13 protein-coding genes are annotated in these 13142 nt (G+C 65.4%); 9 read left to right on the top strand and 4 right to left on the bottom strand.

Annotation, left to right across the window (positions count from 1 at the left end; translation table 11 throughout):
• The first annotated feature begins 46 nt into the window (after positions 1–46).
• The 3 genes from C0V74_RS11045 (at position 47) to C0V74_RS11035 (ending at position 2737) form a co-directional block, all read left to right on the top strand.
• Positions 47–1279: an LptF/LptG family permease gene (locus C0V74_RS11045; protein WP_246844851.1), complete on the top strand. Its 1233-nt coding sequence runs from the start codon at positions 47–49 to the stop codon at positions 1277–1279.
• A 6-nt stretch (positions 1280–1285) separates the two neighbouring features.
• Complete coding sequence (gene lptG / locus C0V74_RS11040) at positions 1286–2383, top strand: LPS export ABC transporter permease LptG (protein ID WP_143251795.1); 1098 nt, start codon at positions 1286–1288, stop codon at positions 2381–2383.
• 66 nt (positions 2384–2449) lie between these two features.
• Entirely contained in the window at positions 2450–2737 is a 288-nt protein-coding gene (locus tag C0V74_RS11035) for a hypothetical protein (protein WP_207912154.1), read from the top strand.
• A 118-nt stretch (positions 2738–2855) separates the two neighbouring features.
• Here the strand turns inward: C0V74_RS11035 and C0V74_RS11030 are convergent, their stop codons facing one another.
• Positions 2856–3980 carry a fatty acid desaturase gene (locus C0V74_RS11030; protein ID WP_143251794.1) on the bottom strand — a complete coding sequence of 375 codons (1125 nt, stop codon included), beginning with the start codon at positions 3978–3980 and terminating at the stop codon, positions 2856–2858.
• A 108-nt stretch (positions 3981–4088) separates the two neighbouring features.
• On the opposite strand from C0V74_RS11030, the gene C0V74_RS11025 reads away from it, so the two are divergent.
• The 3 genes from C0V74_RS11025 (at position 4089) to C0V74_RS11015 (ending at position 7032) form a co-directional block, all read left to right on the top strand.
• The gene (locus C0V74_RS11025) at positions 4089–5243 is read left to right on the top strand and encodes a GNAT family N-acetyltransferase (RefSeq protein ID WP_143251793.1); all 1155 of its coding nucleotides are present in this window, start codon (positions 4089–4091) and stop codon (positions 5241–5243) included.
• Between the two features lie 141 nt (positions 5244–5384).
• Entirely contained in the window at positions 5385–5816 is a 432-nt protein-coding gene (locus C0V74_RS11020) for a response regulator (RefSeq protein WP_207912153.1), read from the top strand.
• A gap of 418 nt (positions 5817–6234) precedes the next feature.
• On the top strand, positions 6235–7032 hold the full coding sequence (locus tag C0V74_RS11015; protein WP_143251792.1) for a response regulator: 798 nt from the start codon (positions 6235–6237) through the stop codon (positions 7030–7032).
• 82 nt (positions 7033–7114) lie between these two features.
• Here the strand turns inward: C0V74_RS11015 and C0V74_RS11010 are convergent, their stop codons facing one another.
• On the bottom strand, positions 7115–8794 hold the full coding sequence (locus tag C0V74_RS11010; RefSeq protein ID WP_246844848.1) for a CHASE domain-containing protein: 1680 nt from the start codon (positions 8792–8794) through the stop codon (positions 7115–7117).
• 119 nt (positions 8795–8913) lie between these two features.
• Here C0V74_RS11010 and C0V74_RS11005 point away from each other — a divergent pair, with 119 nt between their 5' ends.
• The 3 genes from C0V74_RS11005 to C0V74_RS10995 all read left to right on the top strand — a co-directional run bounded on the left by C0V74_RS11005 (position 8914) and on the right by C0V74_RS10995 (position 11077).
• Entirely contained in the window at positions 8914–9171 is a 258-nt protein-coding gene (locus tag C0V74_RS11005) for a NepR family anti-sigma factor (RefSeq protein ID WP_143251791.1), read from the top strand.
• Positions 9171–9782, top strand: a complete 612-nt coding sequence (locus C0V74_RS11000; protein WP_131621851.1) for a sigma-70 family RNA polymerase sigma factor — start codon at positions 9171–9173, stop codon at positions 9780–9782. The genes C0V74_RS11005 and C0V74_RS11000 overlap by 1 nt, the downstream gene beginning before the upstream one ends.
• Positions 9783–9850: 68 nt before the next feature.
• A complete protein-coding gene (locus C0V74_RS10995; protein ID WP_246844846.1) occupies positions 9851–11077 on the top strand; it encodes an AI-2E family transporter in 1227 nt (408 codons plus the stop codon).
• Positions 11078–11136: 59 nt separating this feature from the next.
• Here the strand turns inward: C0V74_RS10995 and C0V74_RS10990 are convergent, their stop codons facing one another.
• The gene (locus tag C0V74_RS10990; protein ID WP_143251790.1) at positions 11137–11748 is read right to left on the bottom strand and encodes a superoxide dismutase; all 612 of its coding nucleotides are present in this window, start codon (positions 11746–11748) and stop codon (positions 11137–11139) included.
• A gap of 66 nt (positions 11749–11814) precedes the next feature.
• The gene (locus C0V74_RS10985; protein ID WP_143251789.1) at positions 11815–13107 is read right to left on the bottom strand and encodes a cation:dicarboxylase symporter family transporter; all 1293 of its coding nucleotides are present in this window, start codon (positions 13105–13107) and stop codon (positions 11815–11817) included.
• Between the last annotated feature and the right edge of the window lie 35 nt (positions 13108–13142).

Below are 13142 nucleotides of genomic sequence, written 5' to 3'. Positions count from 1 at the left end.
ATTTGCCGCTAACACGCGCCACCAGCCAAGAAGACCGCACCCGCCCTTGTTCAATTTCCTGCCCGCTCTTGACCGCTACATCCTACGGCTGACGATCATCCCGATGCTGGGCGTGTTCGCGCTCGCCGCGTCGCTGCTGGTGCTCGACAAGATGCTGCGTTTGCTCGATTTCGTGGCCGTCCAGGGTGGCCCGGTCGACGTCGTGTTCAAGATGCTGGCGACGATGATGCCCGAATACGCATCGCTGGCGATCCCGCTGGGCCTGCTGCTGGGAATCCTGTTCGCGTTCCGCAAGCTCGCCATCTCCAGCGAACTGGACATCATGCGCGCGGTCGGGCTTGGCTATACCCGGCTGCTGCGCGTGCCCTACGCCATCGCCGCAGTGCTGATCGCGGTGAACATCGCGCTGGTGTTCTATGTCCAGCCGGTCAGCCGGTACTGGTACGAACGGCTCGACTACGAATTGCGCTCGGGCGCGCTGGGCGCGTCGATCAAGGTGGGAGAATTCACCACCCTGAAGGACCGCATGGCGCTCAGGATCGAGCGGAGCGAGGACGACGGGCGCCGGCTGATCGGCATCTTCGCGCGCGTTTCCAGCACCAAGGGCGACGTACTGTCGATCTCCGCCAAGGAAGGCTCTTTCCTCGCCACAATCGACAGTCCCGACACGATCATCCTGCGTCTGACAGATGGGGTGATCGTGCAGGACATGGGCGGCCGGTCGACCCCGCGGGTGCTCAGCTTCACCCGGCACGACCTGCCGATCGACCTGCCCACAGTGGCCAAGTTCCGCAGCCGCGGCGATGCCGAGCGCGAGTATATCCTGCCCGAATTGCTGCGGATCGGCTGGGGAGAACGGCAGACCACCGAAGAACAGCGTGACGGCAGCCGGGCGAGCTTCAACTTCCGCCTGGTGGAAGTGGTGATGATGCTGCTGATGCCGCTGCTGGCGGTGGCGCTGGCGGTCCCGCCCAAGCGATCGAGCAGCGCGCTGGGGGTGTTCGTGGCGATCGTGATGGTCGTCTCCTATCACAAGATCAATCAGTACGCAGAGGACGTGGCCACGCTGGGCCGGTTCGATCCCACGCTGGCGCTGTGGTTGCCCTTTGCCCTGTTCGCAGCCTTGATCCTGTGGATGTACTGGCGGGTCGCCTATGTCCCGGGCGGGCAGGCGATCGGCGCCCTGGAGGCTGCGTTCTCCAAGCTCGGCAAACGATTGCGCGCGCTGTTCCGCCGCCGCGGGCGAACGCTGCCGCTGGTCGCGGCGCCGGCCGAGTAGATCCCGATGCAGCTCGATTTCTTTCCCTCGCGCACGTTGACGCTTTACCTCGCAAAGCTGTTTGTGGTGCGCATCCTGGCGGTGCTGGTGATGCTGGTGCTGGTGCTGCTGATGCTCGACCTGCTGTCGAGCACCGGCAAGATCCTGGCCGTGCCGGGCAACGGGCAAGCGGAAATCTGGACCTACGCCACCTTGCGCGCGCCGCAGTTGGTGGCGCGGTTCCTGCCGTATTCGGTTCTGCTGGCGACCATCATCACCCTGGTGGGCCTCAACCAGAACAGCGAAGTCATCTCGATGAAGGCCGCGGGGCTGTCGGCGCACCAGATCCTCGCGCCGCTGTTGCTCACCGCACTGATCGTGGGCGTCGGCAGCTTCGCGTTCAACGAACGCGTGGTGACCCGCGCCAACGCGACCCTGAAGGCATGGGATGCCAACGAGTTTCGCAAAGTGCCGCTGGATTCGGGCACCAGAACCAATCTCTACCTCACCGACGGGACCAATATCCTGACGGCCGCCAGCGTCAGTGGCACGGGCGCCGGCACCGAATTGACCGGAGTCACCTGGTATCGCCGTTCTCCAACCGGGGCGATCGCCGATCAGGTGCGTGCCGCGCGGGCGGTGTACGCCAACCCCGGGTGGCGACTGGAGAACGCGGAGCGCTTCGATGTCGCGGGCGCGCGCAGCGAAGCGGTCTCAAGCGAGGTCGTCGCTTCGCAGATCACGCCGGAGCAGGTCGCGCTCGGTAGTGTCGATGCCGACGCGCAGTCGTTCTGGCAGCTCCGCCAGTCGATCGCCGACTACGAAGCCGCCGGCCGCCGCACGGCCGAACTGAAGGCCAAGTGGTGGCACAAGCTTGCCGGCCCCCTGTCATCGGTCCTGATGCCGCTGCTTGGCGCGGTGGCCGCGTTCGGGCTGGCCCGGTCGGGTCAGGTACTGGTCCGGGCAGCGATCGGGATGGCGTTGGGCTTTGCGTACTTCGTGGTGGACAACGCCGCGCTCGCGATGGGCAATTTCGGCGGGTATCCCCCCTTGCTCGCGGCGTGGGCGCCTTTCGTCCTGTTCGCGCTGATCGGCGAGACCGTTCTGATCCGGACTGAAGAATAGCAATTGCGGCGGAACTTTGGCGGCGCTATCCGGTTGACCGGGAACTATCCCGAGGAGTCCGACCCCATGAAGAAGTTTGCATTTCCCCTGATCGCCGCTCTCGCCCTGACCGCCTGCGGCGGCGACGCTGAAACCGACACCGTCGCAACCGATGCCGCCGCCGACACCACGATGACGGAGCCGATGGCTGCCGACACCGCGATGGCGACCGACCCGATGGCGACCGACACCGCCATGGCGACCGACCCGATGGCAACCGACACGACTGCCGCTCCGGCTGCTGGCGCTTCGGTTGACGCTGGTGCGACGATGGGTGCCGGCGCAACGCCGACCGCAACCGCGACCGCGCAGTAATCGCTTAAGCGATCGTCACGCCCGACCCTTTGTGGCCGGCGTACAAAAGGGGCCGTCTCTCAGGAGGCGGCCCCTTTCTTGTATCCGTCTCAGGTCGAGTGTGTGTCCGGGGGCGCGCTCAGCTTGCCTGGACGGTGTCACCTGCCGGCTCGGCCTGCTGCGGGCGGCCACGCATGGTGCTCGATGCGATCCGCCCGATCAGCGGCGCCATGCCACGATAGTGCGCCTTGCCATAAGTAACGCTGGCCGCTTCGTGCGCGGTCAATCTCCGGTGCGCTTCGCCAAGCGAGTGGTACGGCAACGACGGCAGCAAGTGGTGCAGAGCGTGGAACCGCAAACCCACCGGCGCCCACAAGGCAGCGATCCATCCCGGCGGGGGAACGTTCGCGGTGTCGAGGTACTGAGCAGTCACACTCATCGCCTCACCCTCGTTTTCCCACAAGTGCGCCACCAAGGTCCGCAACTGGTTGAGCACCGCCACGGCTGAGAAGATGGCCAGCGCCACCACCAGGGGTTGCCAGCCGATCACAAAGACGCTGGCGATCAGCGCCATGCCCCATAGCGCGGCACCCGCTTCCAGCCATGCGAACCGGCGACGATTCTGCGGGTCGGCCGGGCGGCGGCGGAATTCGGGGTTGATGGCCAAAGTGGAAAAGCGCGCCCAGTTCGCCCGCCGCAGGGCGGGAATGAACAGGCCAAGCGGCGCGAGCACGCCGAAGCGCAGCACCAGTCCGATGGGCGCGAGCAACGCGATCAGCACGAACAGAGGCAGGCTCCACGGCTTCATCAGCGCCAGCGGCAGGTATTCCGGGTCATCGCGGGTGCCATAGCGCTTGCGCGAATGATGGATCGTGTGCCCGTCCTCGTACATGAACGACGGGGTGAGCATCGGGATGCCGACCAGCAGGTTCCAGGTCGTCCGAAATCCGGGCAGCGCATTGCGATGCAAGTGAGTGAGTTCATGGATGAACAGCAACGCGCGGTACAACGCCAGCGTCGAGATCACGCCCAGCGCGATGGTCTGCCATAATGCGGGGGCCAGGATCGCGCCGGCCAGCGCGGCGTACCCCACAGCGGCTGAAAGCAGCATGTCGGACCAGTAGATGTGCGGCTTGGCGGTGCTGATGTCGCGGGTCAGTTCGGCTGCCGCGCGCAGCAGCGCCTTGTCGTCTTCCGTGCGCGCACCGGAGTAAGCCGGGGGACCAGCGGATTGAACAGGTGAGGAAGCAGTCGAGGCGGTCATTTCTGGCTTTTCCGATCAAGTCCCGCAGCCTATCCGGCGCGGCCGACCCACGCGGGGTCCATAACCGCTTCGCGCGTTATGCGAAATGAACGAGGTCGGGAGGATCCCATGCGCAAGATAGAGTTCACCCCCGTCGCCAGCAAGCGCGACCGGCGCGAATTCGTCGATCTCAGTTATCGCCTGAACGGCTCCGACCCCAACTGGGTTGCGCCGCTGCGGATGGAAGCGATCGAGCTTGTCACCCCGGGCAAGAACCCGTTCTTCGAACATGCGACGGTCCACCAGGTCATCGCCCGCGACGGCGGCCGGGTTGTGGGACGGATTTCCGCGCACATCGATCACCTCGCGGTGGCGCAGCCGCCGGAACAGGGCATGGGGCCCGGCACCGGCAACTGGGGCCTGCTTGAAGCCGAGGACGAGGACGTTGCCCACGCGCTGATCCGTCATGCCGAAGACTGGTTGCGCGATCAGGGCATGACCCGCGTGCTCGCCCCCCTGAGCATGTCGGTCTGGGAGGAGCCGGGCCAGCTGGTGCGCGGCCATGACCATCCTCCCACCGTGATGATGGGACACCAGCCGGCCCGCTATGCCCAGTGGATCGAAAGCAGCGGTGGCTATTCCCCGACCAAGCGCCTGCTCACCTATGAAATCGACATCACCAACGACTTTCCCCCGCTGATCCAGCGGATCGTAGCGGCGGGCGAGAAGAATACACGCATCCGCATCCGCAAGGTGGACAAGTCGCGGTTCGACGAGGAAGCGCGGCTGATCCTGGAAATCCTCAACGATGCGTGGTCGGATAACTGGGGTTTCGTGCCCTTTACCGAGGCGGAGATCGCCTACGCGGGCAAGAAATTCCGGCCGATCGTGTTTGAGGACCTGATCATGATCGCCGAGTACGATGGCGAGCCGGTCGCTTTCATGATGACCTTGCCCGACCTCAACGAAGCGCTCGCCCCCCTGAAGGGTCGCCTGTTCCCGTTCGGCTGGGCCAAGCTGTTGCTCTGGCTGCGAAAACCGCGGATGCGCACGATGCGGGTTCCGCTGATGGGCGTTCGCAAGCGCCTGCAAGCGTCGCGCACGGCCAGCCAGCTGGCCTTCATGATGATCGAGACTATCCGGCATGAGGCCATCCGGCGGTACGGCGCCACCCGGGGCGAATTCGGCTGGATCCTGGAAGACAACCAGGGAATGGTCGCGATCGCCGATGCCATCAACGGCCACGAAAACCGTGCGTACGTGATCTACGAGAAAGCACTCTGACGCCGGGCGTGGCAAACGCGACACGGTGCGGCGCAATCGGGGCACAGTGAAGCGCGAACGGGGAACGGCCGCGCGTTCCTTGCCGTTTGGCTTTACGGATGGTCGGGCCGCCGCGCCCGGTCCGAGCGTGAGGGATTTGAAGTGGCCAGACGTCCGGCACGAACGAGCAAGAACCTCCCGCTGGGCGTTGTCCTGCTGGTGGAAGACGATCCATTGATCGCGATGGCGATCGAACAGGCCCTGCTCGATGGCGGCGCTACCGAGGTCAAGATGTGCAGCACGACAGCGGAGGCGCTGGCGGTTCTGCGCGATACGCGGCCCGATGGGATGGTGCTCGATGTCCATCTCGCTGACCGGGACGATGGCTGGGCGTTGGCCGAACTGGTCAACTCGGTCGGTCCCAAGCCGCCACGGATCGTCTTTTCGACCGGCGCACCGCAGGACATCCCGCCCGAGATCGCAGAACTGGGCCCGGTGCTTGCCAAGCCGTACGATCACAACGACCTGATCGCGGCGCTCCGCCAACCGCCTCGCCCCGGCCTGCTGGGCCGGCTCAAGCAAGCGCTCGCTTAGCGGACGGCGCGCGCGCGGAAATCCTTTCGGTGCATGGCAGCCGAGCCATTTCGTGCGCAGAAAATCTTAAAAAAAAGGCCTTCGCTCTCTTGGAGAGCGAAGGCCCTTCGGGATCGTATCACCAGCCGCTTGGACGGGAGGGGGGGTCTCGGCGGTGACAAGGATAAAATGATCCACCCGTTTGGGCGTTCCCAAGGACCCGAAAAAAATCGTCGACCGCTGATTTTTTATCACATGCGTTTGAAATGCTTGATTAATATGCCCGGCTGACGGGGATATGTGGGTCAGAACGACCGCCGCAATTGAGTCCGCATGGAGACTCTCCCACCGGCACCGGCGACTTCGCTTGCCAAACTTTCAGCGGAACAATAGCAGCGCCGTTCCGTTTACGCGCGAGACTTTTACGGGAAGGGAATGCATGTCGCTCGGGGATCAAGTCGCCGCCAATCTGCCGTATCTGCGCCGTTACGCGCGGGCTCTAACTGGTTCACAACATACCGGCGACGCATTCGTGCGCGCCACGCTTGAGGCTGCGCTGGCCGACGACGCGCTGAAAAATTCGCTCTCGGGTGGCCGCGTGCCGCTCTACAAGGCGTTCAACAAGGTCTGGTCCAGCGCTTACCTGGAAGTAGGCAGCGACGATGAAGCCGCGAGCTCAAACCATGAGCATGCGGCGCAGGACCGCTTGCGCACGATCACGCCGCTCAATCGCCAGGCACTGCTGCTGACGACGCTGGAGGATTTCTCGATTCCCGAAGCGGCCGAAGTGATGGACATGAGCGCCGCCGACGTGGAATCGATGGTCAAGGAAGCGGTCCAGGAAATCGATCGCGAGTCCTCGACCAGCGTCCTGATCATCGAGGACGAGCCGCTGATCTCGATGCAGCTCGAAGACCTCGTCCGGTCACTCGGACACGAGATCTGCGGCACCGCGGCGACCCGCACCCAAGCGCAGGAAGTCGTGGCAGAGCGCACTCCGGGCCTCGTGCTCGCCGATATCCAGCTGGCGGATGGATCCTCCGGCCTGGACGCGGTGGACGACATCCTGGCGATCGACAGCGTCCCGGTGATTTTCATCACGGCATATCCTGAGCGGCTGCTGACCGGCGACCGGCCGGAACCGACGTACCTGGTGACCAAGCCGTTCCAGGAATCGACGGTACGCGCGGCCATCAGCCAGGCGTTGTTCTTCGGATCGAGCCGCCCGTTCGGCTGAGCTACCACTTCCAGAAGAAACATGATGAGCGGCCGGGCGACTGGCCGCTCATTTCGTATCGGCCGCTCACCTCGCTCAGCGCTTACTTCGCCTTGGCGGCAGCTTCCGATCGGCGGCGGGCGCGGATCTCGAACTCGCTGCGTACCCGGACAGGTACGTACAGGGTGCACGACACGCCGCCGGGGTTGAAGGACAGCTCCACCGGGTGCCGCAGTTCATGCGCCACGATCTTCTCGATCAGGTCGGTGCCGAAGCCGCGCGGACGATCCTGCGGCACGGGCGGACCCCCGGTTTCGACCCACCGCACGCTGACGAGGTCAGGACGGTCGAGCGCCCAGGTGATCCGCACGTTGCCAGCGGCGGTCGACAGCGCGCCGTACTTGGCCGCGTTGGTGGCCAACTCGTGCACCGCGAGCCCGAGCGAGAGCGCGTCGTTCGGCGCCAGTTCCACATGGGGGCCGCCGATCTCCAGCGACCCTTCCGCCCGGGCATAGGGGGTCAGCTCGGCTTCGATGACCGACCCGATGGGAGTTGTCCCCCAGTCCGATTGCGTCAGCAGGTCGTGGGTGGCTGACAGCGCGCGGATGCGCCCGTCCAGCCCTTCGGCAAATTCATCCAGGCTATGCGCGCGCCGCCGTGTCAGGCTGACGATCGACAGCACGTTAGCGAGCGTGTTCTTCACCCGATGGTTGAGTTCGCGCGTCAGCGTGTCGCGGATCGAGTTTTGCTCCGCCAGCCATTCAAGCGAGGCCTGGTCCTCGACCGCTTGCTGGGTGAGCAGACGCGCGACGACCATCAACAAGCTGGCGACCAGCAGGCCGAACAGCAGGGTCAGCATCGACAGCATCGACAGCGATGCGCCGCGGGTCGATTCGATCGCCAAGGTCATCGGCCGGTTTGCGACCATGACCCGCTCCGTCATCGTGCGACCGGTGCGTTCGTCGGGCGCGATCTCGGCCAGCAGGTTCCCCGGATCGGCGTCGCCATCATAGAGCCGGATGCCCATGTCATTGCGCGTCTCGAGCTGCAGCGCAGAGGTCAGGAAATCGCGCGCATTGAACGGACTGTACAGAAAGCCCTTGAGCCGCCGCGCTTCCGATACCTGATCGAACACGGGCATGTATATCAGGAAGCCGGTCGAACGGCGGCCGTCCTCTTCCTGCACCAGCACCACCGGCCCGCTGGCAGTAGGCCGCACTGCTCGCTCGGCCTCCTCCATCGCCGCACGGCGGATTGGATCGGAATACATGTCGAAGCCCAGCGCCCGCCGGTTTCGCTCGGTATCCGGGAGCAGATATGTGATCGGCGTCATCTGCCCGAGCCGCCCGTCCGGGCGCGGATACACCGGTCGGGCGCCGGGCCTCTCCGTCTCCATCCGCGCCTGGTACGTAGCAAGCTGCGCCGGCGAGATCGCTTCCGCCCAGCCGATGCCTTCGGCGCCGCGATAATCCGCGTCGAGCCGCAGTTCGCTGACAAACCGCCGGAACAGGCTGGGCGGCACGGTCTTGACCGTGCCGAATAATGCAGCGCCCGCGCGGAGATAAGCCGAGGACGTGTTGCCGCGCCGTTCGATCGCCGAGGCGATCGCCTTGGCAGTCTCGCTCAGCCGGGCTTCCTCGCGCCGGTACTCACCGCGCTCGATGGCAAACACGCTCAACGCCGTGATCGCCGCGATCAGCAGGAAGATCGCCAGCGGGGTCGCGCGCGGATAGGAAACCAGCCAGCGCCGGGTGCGCCGGGAATGGATATCGGACTCTTCCAAAAAGCTTACCCGGCCCCCAACTAACACACCTGTGAATACTGGCTGCACCGCGGCCATCGTGGAGGGAACCAAGCCACGCAAGCTTCGTTCCCTGCCCATGGGTCCGAAACTCGGTGTGTGTGAACGCGCGCGCCGTGATTTCGTGTTGGTCGAATGGGATGGGGCTGGAATTGGACAATAAAGCGAAAAGCGACGCGCGCCGGGCGAGCGGCAACCCCGCGAGCAAGGATGGCAAGACCGTGAAGCAGCAAACACCAGGCAAGACCGACAAGCCGGGTTGGGCCTCGGGCCTCCGCCAACTGTATGATTCGGTTGTCGATGAACCCTTGCCCGACCAGTTCAGCGAACTGCTGGCCCAGCTGGACCGCAAGAACTGATGTCCGACGAGCAGCGGACGGTCTCGCAAAAGGCCGACTTCAAGCGCGAACTGACCGGCGTCGTGCCGCACCTGCGGGCGTTCGCTCGCGGCTTGTGCGGCCGTCCTGACATGGCAGATGACCTGGTGCAGGAAACCCTGCTCAAGGCCTGGGCCGCGCAGGAACGCTTCGAACCCGGCACCTCCATGCGCGCCTGGACATTCGTGATCCTGCGCAACGCGTACCTGACCGACATGCGCCGGAACCGGTTCAGGGGCGACTATGATGAAACGGTGGCCGAACGGATCCTGACGGCCCCGGCCGGGCAGGAGGAGCCGATCCACCTGTCGGACATGCGCCGGGCGCTGCTTACCCTGCCGCCTGAACGGCGCGAGGCGCTGCTGCTGGTCGGCGCGGGCGGCTTTTCCTACGAGGAAGCGGCGCAAATCTGCGGCTGCGCCGTCGGCACGATCAAGAGCCGCGTGGGTCGCGCCCGGGCCGCGCTGACCGCGATGCTGGACGAGGGAGACATTCCCCAGCGTGCGATCGCCGACGTCAACGCGCACCGCGCCATCCTCGAGGAACTCGACGAGGTCGCCGCCGGCAACGGCGTGAGCGAGCCGACGCGCTGATGTCCGCTTGATCGCCGCTGATCGCAGGGGCAGGATCGCGGACACCATTCGCAGCAGATGAGGCGGGCATGACCAAGGCACCGACTCCTCCCGTGGCCGGCGGGGGCGAAGATGCGCCCTCGTCCGAGCACGTCGAGGTCTCACCGGCCGTGCGCGCAATGCGTACCGCGCGAATGACCTTTGCGGCGCAGGAATTGCGGCTGATTTCCGCGCTGGTGCTGATCCTTGGATTGGGACTGTTTCTCGCGCTTCCGTTCGTGCTGTCGATCGGGTCGGTGGTCTTCCTGCCGCTGGTCACGGCGTTGATCCTGACCATCGTGCTGGCACCGCTGGCTGACAAGCTGGCGGAATGGGGCCTGCCCAATGTTCTGGCCTCGCTCACCGCGCTGCTCGTGCTGCTGGCGGGGATAGTCCTTGCCGGCCTGCTGATCCTGCAGCCCGCACTGGCACTGTTCGACACCCTGCCCAAGATTATCGACCAGATCGGCCAGCGGTTCAGCGAACTGCGCGCTCAGTTCTCATGGCTTGCCGCCGCCAACGACCGGCTGGCCGAATTGACAGGCCAATCGGGCAACGAAGTGGTGGTCGCCACGCCGTCGGTGCTGGAACAGTTCGCTTATGCGACTCCCAGCGTGGTGCTGGAAACGCTGCTCACCTTGTTGATGACCTTTTTCCTGGTGGAGGCGCGGGTGCGGATGCGGCGCCGGCTGATGCTGGAGCGCGCCGATCTGGGCGCCAGCCTGAAAGCCGCGCGGATCGTGCGCGACGTGCAAGACCGGGTCGCGGCCTACATCCTGACCGTCACCTGGATCAACGGCTGCGTCGGCGTGATCGTGGGCCTTGGCGCCTGGGCATTCGGCCTCGACGCGCCGGTCATGTGGGGCGGCCTCGCGGCGCTACTTAACTTCCTGCCATACATCGGCCCTCTCATGATGACCGCGCTTCTCGCCCTGTACGGGGTGGGCACCGCAGACACGGCATGGGTGGGGGTCATCCCGGCGGCGGCATATCTGTCGCTTCATGCGGTGGAATCGAACGCCTTCACCCCGTCGATCCTGGGCGCGCGGTTCACCATGAACCCCGTACTGATCCTGATCGCGCTCAGCTATTTCTCGTGGATCTGGGGCGTGTTCGGGGCGCTGCTCTCGGTGCCGATCCTGCTGACGCTGACCGCCTTTTTTGACCATGTCGGCCGGCCGAACCTGGTCGGCTTCATCTTTGGCGAGCCGCTGTTCATCGAGCGCGATCCGGAAGCCGAGCCCAGGGCAGAAGGATCGCCTGCCGTCGCTGAATAGCAAAACGGCCCGCTGCGCCGAACGCAGCGAGCCGCTCTCATTGCGTCAGCGTTGTCAGCCTAGCAGGGATACTTCCAGGTGGTGCCACGGTTGAGGTTCTCGGCCGCGAACGCCCAGTTCAGCTTACCGCCGACGACTTCTTCCAGATACTTCGGCCGCAGGTTCTGGTGGTCGAGGTAATAGGCGTGTTCCCACAGGTCGATGACCAGCAGTGGGTTGGCGTCCTGATCGGCAAACGTGTCGCCATCGTGCGTTTCGCCGATCTCCAGCTTGCCGCCACGCTCGATCAGCCACACCCAGCCGTTGGAGAAGTGGCCGACGCCGCGCTCCTTCAACTGCGTTTCCAGCGCTTCGGTCGAGCCGAAGGCGCTGTCGATCATGCTCTGCAGTTCCTCCGAGGGCTGACCGGACGAAGGCGTCAGCGAGTGCCAGTAGAACCCGTGATTCCAGCTCTGCGCGGAATTGTTGAACAGACCCTGGTTCTGGCCCCGCGCGCTCTTGATCACATTCTCGAGCGCGGCGTTCTCCAGATCGGTCCCGGCGATCGCGGCGTTGGTCTTGTCGATGTACGCCTTGTGATGTTTGCCGTGGTGGAAGCTCAGCGTTTCGGCGCTGATCGCGGGGTCGAGCGCGGTGGGTTCATAAGGCAGCGGGGTGACTTCAAAGGCCATGGATGTCTCCTGTGGAGGGCTGGCGTGAATGACAAGGGGGTTCGTTACACCAATGCGCGGCGCGCGCTAGGGTTGCAACGCGTCTGAGGGATCGGCTGCCGGCTGGTGCCGATCGACCGCCGTGGTGACCGCCACGTCCATTGTCACGTTGGCGATGGTGCGCATGATGTCCGGCATCATTTCTACCGCCACCAGCAACGCGAGCGGCCCGATCGGAACCCCCATCGCCAAGGCGATCGGGCCGATGGAGATGACGAAGCTGATCGTGCCCGGCAGGCTGACCGATCCGATCGCGATCACGATCGCCACGGCGACACCGGCAATCATCGCCATCGGGGTCAGGTCCACGCCGGCAAGGTGCGCCACGTACATCGCCACCGCGATGTTCATCGCCGGGCTGGTGGCGCGCAGGATCGCGACGCTCAGCGGCAGAACGAATTCGGCGGTCTCCTCGCGCACCTTCAGCCGTTCGGCGCTGTCGAGCATCGCCGGCAGACTGGCGAGCGAACTCTGGGTCGACAGCGCGACCGCCTGCGCGGGGATCATCGCGCGGCCGAACCGCAGCGGCGAAATACCTCCGGCCAGCCACGCCAGCAAGTAGCCGCCAACCAGCAGTGTCGTGCCGACCGCCGTGACCACTAGGATATAGTGCGCCAGGGTCGCGAATGCCGCGCCGCCGCTGGCCGCGCCGACCCCCAGCGCAAGGGCGAACACACCCACAGGGGCAACCCACAGCACCGCGCCGATGATCAGCAGCATCGTGTTGGCGAGCGCGCGGAATACCCCCAGCAACAACTCGCGTTGTTCGTCCGGCAAGCGCACCACGGCGAGCGCGAAGGCGACGAAGAACAGGGTAAGCGGCAACATCGCAGTTTCCGCCGCAGCGGCGACGATGTTCGGCGCGACCAGCGATTCGATGAATGCGCCGATCCCCGGCACTTCCTGCGCCTCGCCCCCTGCGGACAGCACCCCGGCGGCGGCGGCGGGCGGCGGAAACAGGCGCAGCAGCACCGGCGTCAGCAGCACGCCTATGACGCCGGAGGTCACCAGCACCGCGATCACCCAGCCAAGCATCCGCCGCGCGGCCGCTCCCGCCCGGGCGGCCTGGGCCATTTGCGCGATGCCGATCACCAGCAGCGCGGCGACCAGCGGCACGATCGTCACCTGCAACGCACGCAGCCAGAGCGATCCGACCGGACCGGCGAACGCCAGCACCGGCTCCGCCACCTCGGTTCGCGCCAGCAGCACGCCGGCCCCAAGTCCCGCGATCAACCCTGCCAGCGTCCACCCGGCGGGGATGCTCACGGTAATCAACTGGCGGCGCGTGGCGGCGGGTTGTGCGGTGTTGGTCCGATCCATCGCGGCGGACAGTAGCGCCTTCGCCCGCACAGGCT

The organism is Altererythrobacter sp. TH136, assembly GCF_007065885.1.
GTDB lineage: Bacteria > Pseudomonadota > Alphaproteobacteria > Sphingomonadales > Sphingomonadaceae > Tsuneonella.
Note: the sequence above shows the minus strand (reverse complement) of the source record. Positions and strands in the feature narration are given on the sequence as shown.

Bases quoted from the DNA above. Each gene is read 5' to 3' on its own strand.
- lptG (WP_143251795.1), top strand. From the start codon at position 1,286: ATGCAGCTCGATTTCTTTCCCTCGCGCACGTTGACGCTTTACCTCGCA.
- C0V74_RS11035 (WP_207912154.1), top strand. From the start codon at position 2,450: ATGAAGAAGTTTGCATTTCCCCTGATCGCCGCTCTCGCCCTGACCGCC.
- C0V74_RS11030 (WP_143251794.1), bottom strand. From the start codon at position 3,980: ATGACCGCCTCGACTGCTTCCTCACCTGTTCAATCCGCTGGTCCCCCG.
- C0V74_RS11025 (WP_143251793.1), top strand. From the start codon at position 4,089: ATGCGCAAGATAGAGTTCACCCCCGTCGCCAGCAAGCGCGACCGGCGC.
- C0V74_RS11015 (WP_143251792.1), top strand. From the start codon at position 6,235: ATGTCGCTCGGGGATCAAGTCGCCGCCAATCTGCCGTATCTGCGCCGT.
- C0V74_RS11000 (WP_131621851.1), top strand. From the start codon at position 9,171: ATGTCCGACGAGCAGCGGACGGTCTCGCAAAAGGCCGACTTCAAGCGC.
- C0V74_RS10995 (WP_246844846.1), top strand. From the start codon at position 9,851: ATGACCAAGGCACCGACTCCTCCCGTGGCCGGCGGGGGCGAAGATGCG.
- C0V74_RS10990 (WP_143251790.1), bottom strand. From the start codon at position 11,748: ATGGCCTTTGAAGTCACCCCGCTGCCTTATGAACCCACCGCGCTCGAC.
- C0V74_RS10985 (WP_143251789.1), bottom strand. From the start codon at position 13,107: ATGGATCGGACCAACACCGCACAACCCGCCGCCACGCGCCGCCAGTTG.